Origin of the sequence: Acidicapsa acidisoli, assembly GCF_025685625.1 — a bacterium.
Taxonomy (GTDB): Bacteria; Acidobacteriota; Terriglobia; order Terriglobales; family Acidobacteriaceae; genus Acidicapsa; species Acidicapsa acidisoli.
On sequence record NZ_JAGSYI010000008.1, the window covers coordinates 54,592 to 72,795 of the forward strand.

General features: G+C 53.2%; 17 protein-coding genes and 1 pseudogene. 10 read left to right on the forward strand and 8 right to left on the reverse strand.

Annotated elements, in window-relative coordinates; genetic code table 11:
- Positions 1-9: 9 nt before the first annotated feature.
- The 8 genes from OHL23_RS28365 (at position 10) to OHL23_RS29145 (ending at position 8,000) form a co-directional block, all read left to right on the forward strand.
- A complete protein-coding gene (locus OHL23_RS28365; RefSeq protein WP_263355463.1) occupies positions 10-957 on the forward strand; it encodes an AEC family transporter in 948 nt (315 codons plus the stop codon).
- Positions 958-963: 6 nt separating this feature from the next.
- Entirely contained in the window at positions 964-1,620 is a 657-nt protein-coding gene (locus OHL23_RS29140) for a malonate decarboxylase holo-ACP synthase (RefSeq protein ID WP_396127445.1), read from the forward strand.
- Entirely contained in the window at positions 1,617-2,534 is a 918-nt protein-coding gene (gene mdcH / locus OHL23_RS28370; protein ID WP_263355464.1) for a malonate decarboxylase subunit epsilon, read from the forward strand. Before OHL23_RS29140 ends, mdcH begins: the two co-directional genes overlap by 4 nt.
- A gap of 323 nt (positions 2,535-2,857) precedes the next feature.
- The gene (locus tag OHL23_RS28375) at positions 2,858-3,898 is read left to right on the forward strand and encodes an FUSC family protein (protein WP_263355465.1); all 1,041 of its coding nucleotides are present in this window, start codon (positions 2,858-2,860) and stop codon (positions 3,896-3,898) included.
- Positions 3,899-4,053: 155 nt separating this feature from the next.
- The gene (locus OHL23_RS28380) at positions 4,054-4,839 is read left to right on the forward strand and encodes an alpha/beta hydrolase (protein WP_263355466.1); all 786 of its coding nucleotides are present in this window, start codon (positions 4,054-4,056) and stop codon (positions 4,837-4,839) included.
- 131 nt (positions 4,840-4,970) lie between these two features.
- Positions 4,971-6,482: a multicopper oxidase family protein gene (locus OHL23_RS28385; RefSeq protein ID WP_263355467.1), complete on the forward strand. Its 1,512-nt coding sequence runs from the start codon at positions 4,971-4,973 to the stop codon at positions 6,480-6,482.
- A 52-nt stretch (positions 6,483-6,534) separates the two neighbouring features.
- Complete coding sequence (locus OHL23_RS28390; protein ID WP_263355468.1) at positions 6,535-7,509, forward strand: heme-binding domain-containing protein; 975 nt, start codon at positions 6,535-6,537, stop codon at positions 7,507-7,509.
- A gap of 26 nt (positions 7,510-7,535) precedes the next feature.
- Positions 7,536-8,000, forward strand: a complete 465-nt coding sequence (locus OHL23_RS29145) for a cytochrome P460 family protein (protein WP_396127446.1) — start codon at positions 7,536-7,538, stop codon at positions 7,998-8,000.
- Positions 8,001-8,085: 85 nt separating this feature from the next.
- Here the strand turns inward: OHL23_RS29145 and OHL23_RS28395 are convergent, their stop codons facing one another.
- The 4 genes from OHL23_RS28395 to OHL23_RS28410 form a co-directional block, all read right to left on the reverse strand.
- A complete protein-coding gene (locus tag OHL23_RS28395; protein WP_263355469.1) occupies positions 8,086-9,222 on the reverse strand; it encodes a LysR family transcriptional regulator in 1,137 nt (378 codons plus the stop codon).
- Between the two features lie 291 nt (positions 9,223-9,513).
- Entirely contained in the window at positions 9,514-10,227 is a 714-nt protein-coding gene (locus OHL23_RS28400) for a sensor histidine kinase (RefSeq protein WP_263355470.1), read from the reverse strand.
- A gap of 278 nt (positions 10,228-10,505) precedes the next feature.
- The gene (locus tag OHL23_RS28405; protein ID WP_263355471.1) at positions 10,506-10,742 is read right to left on the reverse strand and encodes an RNA polymerase sigma factor; all 237 of its coding nucleotides are present in this window, start codon (positions 10,740-10,742) and stop codon (positions 10,506-10,508) included.
- A gap of 181 nt (positions 10,743-10,923) precedes the next feature.
- Positions 10,924-11,664, reverse strand: a complete 741-nt coding sequence (locus OHL23_RS28410) for a response regulator transcription factor (protein WP_317891738.1) — start codon at positions 11,662-11,664, stop codon at positions 10,924-10,926.
- 637 nt (positions 11,665-12,301) lie between these two features.
- Between OHL23_RS28410 and OHL23_RS28415 the strand changes: the two genes are divergently transcribed.
- On the forward strand, positions 12,302-12,943 hold the full coding sequence (locus OHL23_RS28415; RefSeq protein WP_317891739.1) for a response regulator transcription factor: 642 nt from the start codon (positions 12,302-12,304) through the stop codon (positions 12,941-12,943).
- Positions 12,944-13,137: 194 nt separating this feature from the next.
- Positions 13,138-16,227 carry a ligand-binding sensor domain-containing protein gene (locus OHL23_RS28420; RefSeq protein WP_263355472.1) on the forward strand — a complete coding sequence of 1,030 codons (3,090 nt, stop codon included), beginning with the start codon at positions 13,138-13,140 and terminating at the stop codon, positions 16,225-16,227.
- 204 nt (positions 16,228-16,431) lie between these two features.
- Here the strand turns inward: OHL23_RS28420 and OHL23_RS28425 are convergent, their stop codons facing one another.
- The 4 genes and pseudogenes from OHL23_RS28425 to OHL23_RS28435 form a co-directional block, all read right to left on the reverse strand.
- A complete protein-coding gene (locus OHL23_RS28425) occupies positions 16,432-16,620 on the reverse strand; it encodes a tautomerase family protein (protein ID WP_263355473.1) in 189 nt (62 codons plus the stop codon).
- Positions 16,620-17,135, reverse strand: a complete 516-nt coding sequence (locus tag OHL23_RS28430) for a zinc-binding dehydrogenase (protein ID WP_263355474.1) — start codon at positions 17,133-17,135, stop codon at positions 16,620-16,622. The genes OHL23_RS28425 and OHL23_RS28430 overlap by 1 nt, the downstream gene beginning before the upstream one ends.
- Before the next feature lie 437 nt (positions 17,136-17,572).
- Positions 17,573-17,761 (reverse strand): annotated as a pseudogene (locus tag OHL23_RS29150) (DHA2 family efflux MFS transporter permease subunit); the annotation flags it as partial.
- 15 nt (positions 17,762-17,776) lie between these two features.
- A partial coding sequence (locus tag OHL23_RS28435) for a potassium channel family protein (protein ID WP_263355475.1) occupies positions 17,777-18,204 on the reverse strand: 428 nt, incomplete at its 5' end.

The window sequence follows — 18,204 nt, forward strand, 5'->3', positions numbered from 1 at the left end:
GGAGCCGCAGTGATCACTGTTCTTCTTGATGCGCTCGTACCGATCTTCGTCGGTCTGCTGTTGGGGTATATCGCAGGCCGGCGAGGCGTCATGGATAACGTGAATGTCCGAAACCTAATAGTGCTTGTCATGAACTTCACGATCCCCTGCGCCCTGTTTTCAACCATCATCCGAACCTCGCGAGAAGACCTCGAGCAACAAATTCCAACGGCTCTGATGATCGCACTTGTATTCACTGTGCTCTATGCCACCGGTTATATATGGGCACGGCGATCGCTCAAGATGTCGATCTCCGACGCTTCGGTGTTGGCTCTTACGATTGGATTTCCAAACTCCGCCGCTATTGCGCTGCCTTTGTTCGCCACATCGTTTGGCCCTGCGTCCACTATCACGGCAGCAATGTCCATTGCAGTGGGCTCTATTACCATCTCCCCACTTACAGTGGCGCTTCTCGAAGCAGATAAGCAATCACACGGAACCGGAATCAGTATTCGAAATGTGCTTCATAGTTTTGTTCGGGCTCTCGCCCGGCCAGTAGTATGGGCTCCAGCACTTGCGCTGATTGGCGCCTACTTCGGTGTACATCTACCCAGCTACGCTAACGACACCCTCATAACCCTGGGAAGTGCGGCAACAGCTTCTTCGCTGATCCTCACGGGAGTAGTTGTCTCAGCACAGCGATTTCGATTCGACCAGAGTGTATTTTGGGCGACCATCACCATCCTGTTATTCCAACCGATCTTCGCTCTTAGTATGACTCTCCTCTTCCATATGAGCCGCGATCATGTTCGAGACATCACGATCATTAGTGCAATTCCAGGCGGCTTCTTCGGGCTCGTTTTCGGTAAAAGCTTTGACGCAACACCTGAAGCGGCCAGTTCAGGACTGATCGCCTCCTACGGCGCTGGATGGCTTTCGCTAGCACTATGGATGCTGGTAATGACGAAGTACTTTTGAGGTTTTATGGTTGGCGCTATCTATGATGTACCGCGAGTACATGATCTCCTCTACCTGAGATCAGAAACGATTCATCCAGCATGTATGACTGAGCTTCCGTGGGTGCAGATGGCGATGAGGCGCATCCCGTGGGTCGTTGTGCGGCGGGTGAACGCGCCAGCCAGCAAGATTGCGGTCGGAATTCGAGGAACTAACAGGAATCAGCGTTGGGGAGGTTTGGTGGAAATGACAGATGTGGTCTTGATTAAACAACCTCTCCAACTGCGCACCTCCCTCGCACATGACTCACGCAAGGCCATTCCAGCGCTCAAGACCCTTGCGTTAGTTGAGGAGGAATTCGCGGACCTCGATTTGAACTGGGGACCAGTCGGAAGTGTCGGTTTTGAACTTGCTACCGGCGATTGCGTGACTACCGAATCAAGTGACCTAGACCTTGCGCTATTCGCTTCGCAGAGAATAGCCCATGCTATCGCTCACGATCTATGGAGCACCTTGAGCTCGTTGCCAGCGAAGGTCGATGTGCGTGTCGAAACTCCATGTTGTGGATTTTCGCTTGAGGAGTACGCTCTTCGACGATCCGCAAAGATTATGATTCGCACTCCCGATGGGCGACATCTCGTTGAGGATCCTTGGGACGTGGCAGGTGAAGGTGGCTTGAAATGAATACAGGCTTACTCTTTCCAGGACAGGGTTCGCAAAGACCACAGATGCTTCACGATCTCGTCCAGCATCCAGCCGTTGATGAAACATTAGCCGAAATAAGTGAGGCCCTGGGGATCGACGCCCGGACTTTAGATTCCGCGGACGCTCTGCGCTCACCCGTTTCAGTTCAACTCGCTCTTTTTGCGGTAGGTGTGTCTACTGCGCGAGCCCTGCAGCGGAGCGGTGTGCGACCATTCGCGGTAGCAGGGCTTTCAATTGGTGCCTTCTCAGCAGCCGTCGTAGCTGAAGCGATTGAACTCTCAGATGCAATACGGCTAGTGCGCTCGCGAGCCGAACAGATGGAGCATATGTACCCTACCGGGTATGGGTTGGCGGCCATAGTGGGGCTTAGCGAGGCGCATGTAAACAGGTTGGTTATATCGGTAAACACGACGGAGCATCCCGTGTTTGTTGGGAACATCAATGCTCCGCTACAGATTGTAATTGCCGGTTCCATTGAAGGGATGAAAGCGGTGTTAGCGAAGGCCCTACTGCAAGGGGCGAGGAAGGCAGAGCTGCTCGATGTGCCCGTACCATCCCACTGCCCGCTCTTACAGCCCATTGCAGACTCGCTTCGAAAACAGTTGGAAGCAATTTCGGTTCAAGATCCAAAGGTCATTTATATCAGTAACGTGAACGCACGAGCTGTGCGCACTGCGAAGGGCATAGCAAAAGACCTGGCCGACAACATCGCCCACGGAGTGCGTTGGCACGATGCTACAAGCATCGCGCAGGAACTCGGTTGCGAGCTACTTCTCCAGTTACCTCCCGGCCACACCTTGAGGGACTTGGCACAGGAGAATCTCTCGAATATCAAAGCCAATGTGATCACGCCGGACAACTTCGACAAGCTACTGCATCTTGTCCTGAGTTAATTCAACATTTTAGGTTTCGAGAGACGAGCGAGATTAGCGGCAAGGACTTGAACATCAAAACACAATTCCGATTCGCAAGAATATTCCCAGTCGATCTAGGACTCATACTTTACACCGGCGCGCTACCCTTACTTGCGCAAAGCGGGGACTGGGACAACTGGGGCTCCTCTTCTATGCAGTCGCATCTAGGTGATCTTGAAAGGTCTCGGTCGAACTGCGGGATCATTGTGACATCAAAAGACGTAAGTCGTTGCATCGGAGCGACACGCACTGCAGTTCCAATCCCTCGTGTTCTTAACGGCCATATTTATGGCTTAACTGAGTTGATCGACATCGCAGAAACTTCAAGTCCCGAGGGATGGATCGCGTGGATTGAAGCTAAACGTTCTTTGGAAAGGGTCGGTGTCGATGAGGCTCTTTATCTCCCTCTTCTTACGTTCGCAGCACAAGGACGCGACACACGTCTTATCTTCCCATTTCCGATGCCGATTGCCCCGCGCGAATATGTCACCGTAGAGGAGCCTCTCGCGCAGGCTCAACTGGAACTGCAGTATTCCCTTCTCGATTTCAGCCGCAAATCGCGGCATGAAGGCAGTAAGGCGTTAGAAATTGCACCGACTCTGCAGTTGTCGCGAGTCCATCAGACGATCGCCTACAACACCGCGATTGAGTTTTATCGCGTGCAGCAGGCATCTGGGCAACTTGACGCGGCTATGACAACAGGCGCAATTAGACAAAAACAACTGTACCGCCTAGCGGGCGCACTTCTGGGAGGTGTACTTGGCATTGCCACGGTCTCATTGCTGTACCCCAACATGGATTCCATCTCTTCTTTGATCATAGTCGTCGCCGCAGTCTCATTTCTCTCAGGATGGGTCTTACGGAGTCCACGAATGAGTTATGTCGTCGTACAGATTGGGTTTGGCTTCTTTTTGACGGCATTGCTCGGCTTCAGTTCCACCTCAAATATATCGCCCGCGCGAGATCGCGTGATCGGTGTCGCGCTCGGTATTTTGGTCATGTGGTTCATCTTTGATCAACTTTGGCTTTCTCGTACAAGCGACGTGTTATGCCAATGCCTGGTAATCATTAATAGCGCTACAAACCAACTTAGACGGATCCTTGAACATTGTCTCGACGCCGCGGACAGAATCCACTTCAATGCTCTTCGAGAGTCTGTGTCGTCGGAGTTGGCAAACGTCGACCAACTAGAGTTCGGGGTCTATTTTGAAGGTGGTCAACATCGAGCACGGGAGATCGCCCGAACCCGACATCTCATCCGAGAGATCGAGTCATCTGCAGGTGAGTTCTACTTATTAGCAAAAGATCTTTCTCACGCATCGTTTCGCTCCAGATCACCTTAGTTTGGTAGAACGCGGCAACGCCAACGCTACTTCTATTTGCTCCACTTATTACAGAGCAGAACCTGTACAACCAAGTTTATGACTGATGGACGCCTCTAATCAGAAGTGTGGCAAGCGGAATGAATTGGCGGCCACTCACAGAAAGGTCTATACACATGAACAACCCCACTAAAACACTCGTGTTGGCCGCCGCATTGGCAGGCGTCCTCGTGAGTACTCCGGCTCGCTTGAACGCACAAGGCGAAGCGCATCGCATTCGGAATATTGTCTTAGTTCACGGCGCATGGGCAGATGGCTCTGGCTGGAATGGCGTCTACGAAATTCTCACAAAGGATGGCTACAAGGTGAGCATCGTTCAGGAGCCAGAGAGCTCTTTCAAAGATGACGTGGCGGCCACCAGACGTATCCTCGCGCTTCAAGACGGCCCGAGCATTCTTGTCGCCCACAGCTATGGAGGTGCTGTCATTACAGAGGCGGGCACTGACCCCTCCGTTGCTGGTTTGGTGTATGTTGCTGCGCACATGCCTGATGCTGGCGAAGACGAAGCTGATGATGGCAAACGCTTTCCGAGCGACGTGAGCAAGTCGACCGCAATCAAGAAGACCGCTGATGGCTTTACATATCTCGATCCCGCACAATTTCATGAATACTTTGCTGCGGACTTGCCTGCACAGCAGGCCGAGTTCATGGCACATTCGCAGGTCCTCAACTTTGCTGAGAACTTTAAGGCCGTCATCAAAACAGCTGCATGGCGCAGCAAGCCGAGTTGGATGATCGTAGCGACCAAGGATAGGACGATCAATCCCGAGTTGGAGCGATGGTATGCTGCGCGCGCCAAGAGTCACACCACAGAGATTGTAGGTGCGAGCCACTCGGTATACGCCTCGCGTCCGAAGGAAGTTGCGGCGGTCATCGAAGAAGCTGCAGCGCACGCACAGTAGCCATCCGACTTTAGACTCCTGCTTTGGCGCGGTACCGGATCGTAACTCTCGGTACTGTGCCGAGCACCAACCCGTAGCTTAAGGCGAGAGAAGACGTCTCAGCGCTCGAATCGCGAAGGAGATTATTTCGTATGTGGACGACACGGCCCAACACGTCAAAGGCGGCAATTCATTGTGCCGTTCTGCTTTGTCTCTCCGCTCAACCTTGCCTCCAAGCACAACAGTCGGGAACTTCCAACGACGGTGTCACTCTTCCAACACTTCCCGAGGTGCATGGACCCTTTGTTCTATATGCGGTGAACGATCCGACGAGTGGGAAGGGAGCATTTTCCTTTGAAGGTCACAACATTCCTCCAGTCATCCGGGTGGAGCCAGGCGGGAACATCCGCGTGGAGTACGTCAATCAGATGTCAACGAAATCCACGGAGTTATGTGTCGACGGCCCCTGCATGAACATGACAAACCTGCATTTCCATGGGCTTCACGTCTCGCCGCATTCTCCTCAAGACGATGTTCTTTCAATGATGGCCATGCCTGGTCAATCGCTGCACTACATGGTCGACATCCCCCAGAATCAACCTCCCGGGTTGTATTGGTATCATACCCATCCCCATGGGGAGAGCTATCAGCAGGATCTCGATGGGATGTCAGGAGCCATTGTCATTGATGGCATCGACCGATATGCCCCTGAGGTGCGCTCGATGAGGGAGCGCATTCTCATCCTTCGTGATGCGGAATTGCGCGAGAACGACGCAACGTCTTCCTATCTGAAGGAGCGGGTACAACTCTCTCCGACAGCCTGTGGCGCGGCCGCTGGCGACCCCCAACGGATCTTCACTGTGAATGGTGTGGTCCGACCGCAGATAGGCATTGGACCCGGAGAGAAACAGTTCTGGCGTATCGTCAACGCATCTCCCGACTTCTATGCCGACCTGGAGATCGACTCAGAACAATTGACGGTAGTAGCGCTGGATGGAATGCCGCTCGGCTATCACGACCCCAATCGCCGAACTGAGTCATTGCGGCATGTTCTAGTCGCGCCGGCGGGACGCGTTGAAGCGATTGTTACCGGACCGAAGCCAGGCGTGCACGCTTCGCTCAGGACACGTTGCGTCGACACAGGGAGCGATGGTGACCCAAATCCTGCGATGGTCGTCGCAGATCTCAGCGCAACGGACGCAACAACAGATCAGTTTCCCTCGGTAACTCCCCATACAAGCAAGGCTGTGTATAAGACGCTTTCTCCTACCCTAGTGCGGACGCTGGAGAGCAGCACGCCCGAGTTCATCGTGACGTTCTCCGAAGATGTGCATGGTTTCTACGTGAACGATAAGAGGTACTCGCCGAGCGACGGACCCTTGCTCACTGTGAAGGTTGGGCATTACGTACATTGGCGTGTCGTCAATCACTCCCATGAAATTCACCCGTTTCATATCCATCAGGTGCATTTTCTCGTTTTCCAAGAGGACGGTAAGAAGACGGCACAGCCTGAGTGGCTAGACACAGTAAACGTCACGCCGGAGGGCTCTGTTGATCTGATTATGGATTTTACCGATCCGCTTATCCGCGGGATGTCTGTCTTTCATTGCCACTTGTTGAAACACGAAGACAAGGGAATGATGGCCAAGATTCTCTTTCAATAATTTGATTTACTAAACCGGCTTTCGGCATATACATGCAATACGGAGATCGCTCATGAAACAGACCTCGTTTTGTAAGCTAATATTGCCAGCCCTGGGGATTGCACTGATGATCTTCGTTGGCTTGCAGTTTATGCGGCCAAAGCTAAGTAATCCTCCAGTAACAGCTGAGATCGTGGCACCACCCGAGGTTAAAGCGATCTTTAAGCACTCGTGCTATAGCTGCCACTCGAACGAAACAAGACTGCTGTGGTTCGATCAAATGGTGCCGGCCTACTGGATTGTTTCCAGCGATGTCCAACGCGCACGTGCGCATCTGAACTTCTCCGAGATTGCGGCACTCCCGGAAGAACAGCAGCGATTAGCTCTATTCGATGCCTTTAATCAAATTCGACTTGGCGCGATGCCACTTCCTTCCTATCGAATGGTGCATCCGAACTCCACGGTCACTCCTGAGCAACTGGACATTCTGCGCAAATACTCGACGACTCTATCAGAGGATCCTCAAATAGCCACGTCATCTCAAGTTGATGCAGCGGAGCGCGAATATGTTCGTTGGGTAGATGGAAGTGAAGCCATTCACACCGTACAAAGTACACCTGACGGCATTCCATTCCATCCCGAATACAAGACGTGGAAGCAGATTGGCAGCACCGAACGCGTCGAGAATCACACCATACGTGTTGTTCTGGGCAACGATCTTGCGGTAAGGGCGATCGCTGACAACCATATCAATCCGTGGCCGGATGGAGCCATGATCGGAAAGGTCACCTGGCATGAAAAGCGGGACCAAACCGGAATGATCGGGCCCGGACAGTTCGTCCAAGTGGAGCTCATGATTCGCGACAGTAAAAGGTATCAAACTACGGCAGGTTGGGGCTGGGGAAGATGGATCGGTACCGATCTGAAGCCCGATGGGCATACGGCGGACTTCGCAAGCACTCACTGCGTTGACTGTCATCACGCGGTCAGACGCAATGACTATGTCTTTACGATGCCGATAAATGCACGGCAAGGAGGTGCGAAGTGACTACCGTTCGCTTACTTGGGGCGATCATGTTGATATTCTTGACTGCATGCTCGCAGCCAAGTGCTCGTATACAAACCAGACTCAATCGTGACGCCGAGTTATCGGGAGAGCTTCCATACAACCCTCTCACCTGGGAAGTCATATCATCCACCCTCAACCCCGTTGACCATACATTGGCAACCATCTCCGGCAATGAGCAGGCTATCGCATATGCGCGGCATCATGCTTCGAGTGACTATCCGGCAGGATCCGTTCTAGCCGTCGTCACTTGGGGTCAGCAGGATGACCCTCGATGGTTCGGTGGAAAGATACCCGGAGGTGTCCGATCCGTTGAGTTCCTAGAAGTGCAAACAGCTGCTGATAGTGGGCATAATTACTTATACTCCTTGTATAGCGGCACACCGTTGAGAAAGTCGGTCTCTATTGCGGAGAAAGCACCCACAACCCGTGCGTCTTACCTTTTGGCGCAGAAAGCGGCAATAATGCCGTAAAGCGTGTAGGAAGTCGTTGACAGCAATCTTCTACAGATTCGTGAAAACTATCGTTCGAGCAACGGTCACAAAGAATGTTCGTCACCTAAGCGGGGCTGTTTACCCGGCCCATGGTGACGCGCGATGTTCTATTGATTCGGCCTAACTCTGTCAGAGCGAAGGATCTGAAGTTCTCGACGATGGGTCGTCGGTTTCTCTTACTTACGGCGAGGCCGATCTCTGACAGCGGTATCACGTCGGCAATCTCACAAGCAGCAACGGCCGCGCCACTATGCTTGACCGCGGACGCTGGCAATATAGAAATGCCCATTCCGGAAGCGACCAATGAGATCAGCGTCTGCATCTGTCCTGTAGTGTGACGGACGTTGGGAACAACACCGGCATCACGCATCATTCCAAAGATCAGGTCATGGCAATCAGGAGCAGCTGTTCGTTCGAGCATTACGAATTCCTCAGCAGCTACCTCACGTACTTGCACGTTCTCTTTGCCTGCCAGCCAATGGGATGCGGGTACCACGAACACAAATGGTTCACGATGAATTGGATCGACTTCAAGATCGCAATGCTCTCCAATTGGCAGGCGAATAAATCCAACGTCCAGCGAACCTGCGTCCAGCATCTGAATCTGACTCAGCGTGTGGATATTGTGGAGAGAGAACTCTGCCTCTGGATTCGAATCCCCGAAGTGGCGAATGAGATTGGGCATGATTTCGTTACCGGCAGTTGGGATGAGGCCTACTCGCAGCCAACCGACTTTGCGGTTCTCTGCTAAGCGCGCGCGACGTACGGCCTGCTCAACCTGCGCTATCGCAGCGATGGCATGCTCGCGAAAAGCCAAACCAGCAGCGGTAACTTTTGTTCCCCGTCGGTTTCGCTCTAAGAGTTTGACGCCGACCTCCTCTTCAAGTGCTTGAATTTGGAGGGTCAGAGCAGGTTGACTGAGATGAATTAGAGTTGCCGAGCGGCCGAAGTGCAGGGTCTCAGCAATCGAGAGAAAGGATTTGATCTGTTGGAGTAACATCTCCTTAGACGCTCCTCCAAGCCGAACCGTCCGCCCAGGCGCCGTGGACGAGAACGATAGTTTTCGCTTCGGAATGCTGTAGCGGTACGTTTGGTGTGCTCGACACGACGGCAGCACACAACTTTGTGGTAAATACGGCGAATTGATTGAACATACTGAACTCCTGTTCCCTGTTCCGTTGAGTTCTGCGGTGCGTATCAAAGACTAAGAACCGTCACGGCCGGTGAGGCTCTCCTCTATCTAACCCACCTCTTCAAGCAAACCTCGGCTGACTTGGCTTGAGACATTTCGGTGAGCCCTTAATACTCGGCTCTTCAGCGCGGGGACAGTGATACCCAACTCATCGGCTGCTCCCCGAACTGCCTCACAACACTTGAAGGCAGTGCCGGCTGTGGCCAAACCGAGCGGCATAAGCGAACTTCACTGACTTCGCAACGCATCCGAGCAGCGGTACTACGTCACCGGAAAGACCTTTATGGAAACGGCTACCGTCTAGTCGGATGATGTAGGCGATACGACGATCAAATCTTCTAAATCTGGTGATCTGTTCTTCGTAAGACTGAGCGTGAACACCGCCCCTTTTGGATTCGATTCCTCAAGGCAGACGCTGCCACCGTGTTCTTCAGCGATTCGACGAGCCAGGGTGAGTCCAAGGCCTGTGCCGTTGGGTTTTCCCGCAGTCACGAACGGATCGAACAACGTACTTCGGACAGAAGCAGGTATACCGGGACCGTTGTCCAGAATTGTGACGTAAATTCGATCATCGACTTCGGCAAGGCAGATATTGACCTCAGGCACGTCTGTTGAACTTGTAGCGGCCTGGCAGGCATTGAGTAGCAAGTTAAAGATGGCGCTCTGAAGATTCAGCGCATCGATGTCTGCTTCTGCCGACGGTAGTCTCCCGACTGTTATGGATACATCCCGCCCGTCTGGATGAAACTTCACTGCCGCGACGGCTTTTTCAACTACCAGAGAGACACACGTACGGACACGAGGATTATTCCGTCCGGTACAGCCAAATTGCAGTAGTGAATCAAGGAGCTCCGTCATCGTGAGCACTGCTTTCTGAATTTCGAGTACCAGATCAGCCCGCTCGCGGATACACATGTCGTGACGCTCGAGAAATTCTGCGTTCGCATAGATCGCCGTGAGCGAGTGACGCATATCATGGGATAGAGAGCATACCATTCTGCCGATTGCTGACATCCTTTCGGTCTCTGTTAGTCGGCTTTGTGCGCATCGCGTTCGTTCATTTTGCAAATCCAGACCAACGCCTTGATCAAACAAGAAGATATCGGCGCGGCCTGAACCCCTTGGTTTCCTAAGTTGTGGTCTCACGGTTCCCTCTATGGTCTGGAGACATCGAACAATTAGAGCCTGCAACTTCCATTGTGGTTTCCGGCTCGCGCGGCATACGTAGCCACACTCTTCACTTGGCTGCTACTTCTTCGTTTAAGGAGGCGTTCACGGCTGTTGAAAAACAGTCAGCGTTCTCGGACCAATTTCACAACGCAGGCACAAAACGCTTCCTGTAAGGTGTCTTCAGCATCCGCAAAGTCGCGTGTAATCCGTAGAACCGTTTGAAGAATCTGCTTTGAATGCTGGCGGCACAACTCTGCATATGCCTGGTGATCTCTGTCTTTGGCAGCGGCAACCAAGTACATATCGCTGATGTCAGTTGTGATTTCAATAGGTGGCTCTTCTGCAGCGTAAGTCAGCATGTGCATAGTGTTGGCTCCGATACGCTTATGTCAAAGCCGAAGAAGTTGATATGCCCATCGACGGCGTTCTACGTTTAGTTGAGTGCGCAGATTAGGACTACTGTTCTATGCCTTCGGGTGACCAGGTGGGACTTGCGCCCACTGTTGACAAGCGCGTTTCACGGCGTACAAAACGGTAGTCCTAGGTTGACTGTGCTGTGCTCCGGTAGTTTCGGCACCAATAAGGGATTCGGAGCTTTAGGGCCATTCTGACAAGATCAGCTACGGATTCGGCTTCCATCTTTCGCATGACTTGGCCCCGATGGACTTGCAGAGTGATCGTTGAGATGCCGAGAATGGCGGCTGCTTGTTTATTCAGCAGGCCTCCGACGATTAGCGGGACGACGTCCCGCTCCCTTGGCGATAGAAGCGAGTAGCGATATTGGAGCTTCTCCACTTCGGCCTTTTTCAGCCGCAGCTTTCGGTTCTGAGCCAAGGCTTCGCGGACTGCTTCGACAACCACTGCTAGGTCCACAGGCTTCGTAAGAACCTCAATCGCCCCCATCTTCATGGCGCGCACGGCAGCGCGTATATCGGGATTACCTGACATGAATATGATTGGAGGGCCCATCTCCCAGCAAATTCGATGATGCCGGCTAGTGCGACTGTCATCTGACAACCGCAGATCGACAATCAGGCAGCCGGCCTCTCCCGGCTTTCCGTTTGCAAAACAATCTGCGGACGAATCGAAACAGATAACTTCCATATCGTGCGAGGCCAACAATTGTGAGAGTGTTTTGCGAAATGGTAAATCCTCATCAATGACATAGATTTTCTCCGTTAATTGGACGGCGAGGTATCCATTAGAAGGAAGTGAGGGCTTGCGACGCGGGTTTGGATGCACAGTCGGAATCGCATTGAAGTTATGGCGGATAGTTTCCACGGAACACCAACTCTCAGTGGGATCTAGAACATCATGTCTCCGCGGCGGAACTCACGTTTCGTGCTGAGAACCAGCCGTTGTATCCAGAACATACAATGACCCGTGAGCCCTGCACACCCTAATATGCTGAGTTAGCCTACTGTATTTATCTGCAGGATCAAACGGCAATCCTCACTGTCAAGTTTCGGTGAGTTTTCTGGAGGATCGGGAAACTCAAAGCGACAGGATGTGCCCCAGACGCCATCATCAGGTGCTTCCCCATGTGGCCTGATCGCAAGGTTAATCGCTTTTGCGGCAATCGGGATGATGACTTGGACCTTTGGGAATTTGCGATCGTGCCCTAGACTTCGAAATTCATTTGCATAGCGGCAGACACTCTAACCCAGCGTTCGGACCGGGAAGGTAGTGTCCGCGATTTTGTATAAACTCCGTTCCGCTTGTAATTGCCCGACGGTCGGGACGAGTTCCTGAGCGCCTCGGAAAGTATGTCTCTTCTTCTTCATTGACGGCCAGTCGACAACAAATCTGCCTAGAGCCTCTACAAATGCGTAAATCACCTATTTTCGGTCGCACAAAAGCGGCACACCGGTTGCAAGTGAAGATGGCAGGAGGAACCAGCAACAGTTAAAATAAAAGTTTGGGCGCACAAATGGCCGCTGATCCACCAATTCGCATCCTCAGTGTTGAAGACCATCCGGTGTTTAGCGAGGGGCTGTTCACAATCATCCGTTCGCAGCCCGACATGACACTCGTTGGACAAGCTACCACTGCGTCGGAAGCCATTGCGGAATTTCGCCTGCACTCCCCAGATATCACTTTGATGGATATTCGCCTCTCAGGTGGTGACGGCATCGAAGCCATGATCGCACTTCGTGGACAGTTCCCCCATGCTCGAATCATCATCCTTACCAATTCCGACAGCCAGGGCGACATCCAGCGCTCCTTGCGTGAGGGGGCTGCGGCGTACGTGCTGAAGTGCATGTCCAAGAATGAGCTGCTGCACATAATTCGGTCGGTTCATGCCGGCAAGCGGCACATTCCGTCAGAGGTGGCCATCAAGCTCGTTGAAAATCTGGATAGGGACAATTTAACCGTGCGAGAACTCGAAGTGCTGCACCTGATTCGCGATGGCTTTCGCAACAAGCAAATTGCGGATCGACTTTCTATTGCCGAATCGACGGTTAACTTTCATATCAAGAACCTCGTGGACAAGCTGGGAGCCAACGATCGGACCCACGCGGTGACGATTGCAATTCGTCGCGGACTGCTTTCTGTTTAGAAACCTGCAGAAAACTGCAGGGTAAAAACCAGTAGTTTTCGGGGTTCGGCGGAGGTCGGAGGCAGGGTAATCTAGAGCGTGCCAAGCTAGGATGATTCGCTTCGAGGTCGCGAGAGACCATGGGCCAATGTTCGCGCTTCTTATCTTCAGTTCAAATGCCGTCTAGAACTATGTGTGCGCCGGAGCTCCGAGTGATGCACACTTCGCGGTCCAGCAAGTTCATCCTGATTCAGGTCCTCTGCCTACTTTCGCCCTTCATTCTTTGCCCAGATTTTTCGTACGCCCTCGATCCCGCCAAGAAGATCTCTCAGTTCGGACACACAGCCTGGCGGCTTCAGGATGGCTACTTCAGCGGCACGCTTTATGCCGTAACGCAATCAACGGACGGATATCTCTGGTTCGGAACCGAAAACGGTTTGTGGCGTTTCGATGGGGTACGTTTCGTGCGGTGGAGTCCGCCGGCCGGAAAGTTGACGCTGACGACCGCTGTTTTCTCGCTGCTTGGTTCACGGGACGGCAGCTTGTGGATCGGAACGCCCGCGGGATTGATTCGGTGGAAAGATCAGGAATGGACTACTTACTCCGAAGCACCAGGAGTCGTCCGGGCAATTTTGGAGAGATCGAATGGAGAGATATGGTTTACTCGGGATGAGGTTTTCGAGCCTCAGGCAGGCATCTGCAGGGTAATTAGTAAGCAAACCCAATGTTACGGAAAACACGATGCATTCCCGTTCGCATCCCCCGAATCACTGGCAGAGGATCTGTCCGGAAACCTTTGGATCGGAACGGCGCAAGGAGTGGTTTGTTGGAAACCAGGCTCTTCAATCCCATACTTTCCGATAGGGCTTAAGGACAATCATGCCGAGGGCGTTACCTCGATAGTCCATGCTCCAGACGGTGTCTCATGGGTAGCAATGGCTGCGTCAGGGCATGGTCTCGGTTTACAGCAACTGATCCATGGATCGTGGAAGCCGTTCATCACGCCGCAGCTAGATGGCGAAACGTTGCAGGTCAGTGCATTGCTCCTAGATAGGCAGAAAAGCCTTTGGGTTGGGACATCGGAAAGAGGTCTCTTTCGGATTCATGGACGCCAGGTGGACCACTTTGGCAAATCGGATGGCCTCTCAAGTGACGACGTGGTGCCGGCGGGCCTATTCGAAGATCGGGAAGGCAATATCTGGGTTGTAACGCCACTGGGGCTTGAGTATTTCCACGAGATGCGCGTGACTACCTTCTCCAGCCGTGAAGGATTGTCAAGTGATGAGGTGGATGCGGTTCTGGCTTCTCGCGACGGAACGGTGTGGATGGGTGGGCCGAGGGCGTTGGTTTCGCTTCTTCACGGAAGCGCTTTCTCCGTTCGGCGGCGACGAAACTTGCGATGGAATCAGGTGACCGCCCTCCTCGAAGACCACTCAGGCCGGCTGTGGGTTGGAGTCGATAGTTCCTTGCTGGTTTTTCAGAGTGGAAACTTCCGGCAAGTCAGAAAACGCGATCGAAGGCCTGTTGGTTTTGTTGTCGGGATGACCGAAGACACCGAAGGAAACATTTGGGCGGAGACGATCGGACCGCCGAGAACCCTGCTTCGGGTTCGAGATTTCCAAGTGCAGGAGCAATTCCCAGCACCGACAATGCCTGCTGCTCGAAAGCTTGCCGCCGATCCGGACGCCGGTATCTGGTTAGGTTTGATCAGCGGTGATCTCGCACGTTATGCGCACGGCAAGCTGGATACATTCCCGTTCAAACAAAGCATTTCGCCAGACGTGTCTTCATTCGTCAAAGATCTTCTGGTGAAGTCTGATGGAACCATCATGGGGGCAACTGCTTTTGGGGTAATAGCGTGGAAAGATGGCAAGCAGCAAGAGCTTACCGTACGCAATGGCCTTCCATGTGACTATATCCATACACTTATCGCGGACAATCGGGATGCTCTTTGGCTTTATGGACAATGTGGGTTGCTGAAGATAGCCAACTCGGAACTTCAAAGGTGGTTGAAGCAACCTGACACCGTTGTAAACGTGAAGGTGTTTGATGCTTTCGATGGAGCTCAACCGGGACCTGTTCCATTTAACGGAGCCGCGAAATCGCCGGACGGAAGGCTCTGGTTTGCCAATGGCTCTTCGCTGCAAATGATTGATCCGGATCACGTCGCGCAGAATTCCCTGCCGCCGCCTGTACACATCGAAGAAATTGTTGCCGATCATCAGCGATACTCGATTGCAAATGTCTCTTTGCCCCCTTTCACGCGGGATATAGAAATCGCGTACACCGCGCTAAGCTTTACAACACCGCAAAAGGTTAGATTTCGTTACAAGCTTGAAGGGCACGATTCGGGTTGGCAGGATGCCGGCACGCGGCGGCAGGCTTTCTATAGCGATCTGCCGCCCGGCGACTATCGCTTTCGCGTTATGGCTTGTAACAATGATGGCTTCTGGAATGAGGCCGGAGCCGCTGTTGACTTCCGCCTCCTGCCCGCCTGGTTTCAGACCCGCTGGTTCCGAAGCTCTGCTGCCATCGCCGCCATCCTCTTCATTTGGATCATTCATCGCATTCGAGTGCAGCAGGTTACTCTGGCCGCCAGCATAAGATCAGACGAGCGCCTCGCCGAGCGGACCCGGATGGCACGAGAGTTGCATGACACCTTTATCCAGACCCTCCAGGGAAGCAAAATGGTCGTGGATGATGCTTTAGAAAAACCGTCCGATCCGGAAAGCATGCATCACGCACTGAGTCGCTTGGCGGTCTGGCTTGATCTGGCGACACAGGAAGCACGGGCGGCGCTCAATTCTCTGCGCGAATCTACAAGCGAGCGCATTAGCCTTCGGGATGCATTTCAGCACATTGTTGACGGCGATACTATTCCCAGCTCAATGGCCGCATCTCTCTCGGTTGTGGGCGATGTTCGGAAAATACATCCCATCGTTCGCGATGAAGTTTATCGGGTTGGCTATGAAGCAATTCAAAATGCGTCACGACATTCGCGCGCAACTCGTTTGGATATCGAGTTGCGCTATGGCCGCGACCTGACGCTGCGGGTGAGCGACAACGGAGTCGGCATAGATCCGTTTGTCCTCGAAAAAGGAAGAGAAGGCCACTTCGGGCTAAAAGGAATGCGCGAGCGCTCGGGACGCATTGGTGGAACGCTAACTCTCGTTAGCACTGCCACATCTGGCACAGTAATCACCCTCGTCGTTCCAGAATGGCTTAGAGATCGCTCGTCGCGAAGCCCGCTGACCCGGGCACTTCAGGCACTTCGCGAGGTTTTTGGGAGCCGATCAAATCCTTGACTACGGCCATACTGCGCTCGCTGCGCGGCTCTTCTCTCCGCGCTTCGAAATAGAACATGGCCGCGAAACGAATGACTCACAGACCGTTTGTTTCGATTGCGGCCGTTCTGAAACGCTCCCAGTCAGCTAATAGGCTTCGAAACCGTCTCTCCTGCCCATCTTCGGTTTCTTCCAATCCATGCCGCAAGGATGCTACGGGGGCGGTCAGGCGAAGGCAACAGGTGGTGCGAACCGGCCGCCACCGAATGATCCGCTCCCGCGATCGATCTCCAAAAAGAACACCACTATGTCGTTTGGGTCGATGCCTGCTTCGCCAAGTTTCTCGACCAGAGCGGCAACAAGACCTTTTTTCCTATTGGTGTCAGTACCTGAAGATACCAGCACTTCAATCATCAACATCTGGTCGGTGCGCGGCTTGGGCAGTGCGGGAGAACCTTGCCGATGCCGTTCTTCTCCGCCTCAGCGTGTGCTTTCGCCGCTTCGGCGAGCGGGAGTGTGCGATCGACAGGAATTGTGAACTTTCCGTTTGCGATGTCTTCTGCGAGCAAGCGCATGCTCACTGCGTCAGGATGGGAGCCGAATGCCTCCACATTTGCGGCAGGGTGAAGTTTGGCATTTGGGGGAGGGCCTACGACGGAGGCGTAAATTCCGCCCGGCTTGACTTTCGCCATAAGCGCGTCGCCGACCTCGCCACCAATCGTATCCGCGACGACCTCGACGGAGCCTAGAGAGTTCATCTCCTGGCGGCTATCGAGGGCGAGAAGGGTATCGGCCCCGAGTTCCTCTGCCGCCTTCTTCTGTGAGCCGCGGACGCCGGCGATGACGTGCGCACCGAGTTTCTTCGCGACCCACCTACGATTCCGACTTGAATCTGTTTCTGAGTCATTGCTAAATCTCCCATATTTCAAATTGATGGAATTACCTCAAGGTTCTCCCTCAAGACGATTTGCCAAATGCAGGGCAAGCATATGAACCGGTCACAATAGTTCATCCGACGCGCCTCTCAATGTCGCCCGGATCGAGACCGGCAGCTTTCCGAGTTGGCCGCACGGTGCCAAGCGTATGCGTCATCGAGTGTTTCGCCGAACATCGCTTAACGTGATTGCAGGGAATACAGCGCAAGAACTGCTTAATGAGCAGGACCGCGACCGACACGACGAACAAAGTGACTAGTGCCTCGATCAGACACAAGCCGTACCACAGCTGTTCCACGTTATTGCCTCTCATGTTCTTCCTTCATCAACCTACCGGCTCAAAATCTCTAATCGACGCTGCAACGATTCTGAAGCGCCCTCGAAGAACGAGAACTGAGACTCGTCCCCATGCTTTGCATAGAGACCTACGTCGCGTTAGGCACGAGATAGCTAGTCAAAACCCATGTACTCTCGTCATTGCTCGTCCTCAGATTGCCTGCGATATGTGGGAGTGCAACATTCGCAATACTTGTGTTGAGCACCTCCATGAATGCAGCAAGGGATACCACGACACCAATGAGCCATGGGGTGACCTCCTGTGTCCCGCTTGCATTTTCCAGGAGATCGTTGTTGCACTACTCATTGCTATTTCCTTTCCGGCATATCTCAACTACTGGCGGCACGTACCTGGAGAACCGGTAAACGTCAGCTCCCTGTTCTTTAGGCGAGGATTGCTCCTCGCGGTTAATAAGCCGGGTGACAATTGCAAACAGAAGACTCGCCGATATGCCACACATCAACACACCGATGACGCTCTCGAGCGGCCCAAGGGTGCGCCACTGCAATGGGAGGCTAACGTCACTGCATCCAAGCGTGGAATAACTACTCGCGGAGAAGTAGATTGCCGAGTCCCAAGATGGCAAGCAACGCCATCGATAGAACGTCGCCCACAGCAGAATCTCCAATCCGTGCAGAACGACAACCGCCATTGCCAATCGCACAACCAATGCTGCGAAGCGAAAGGCGCCCATTTTGCGCATATCGCCGCCCAAAGCTCGTTGTA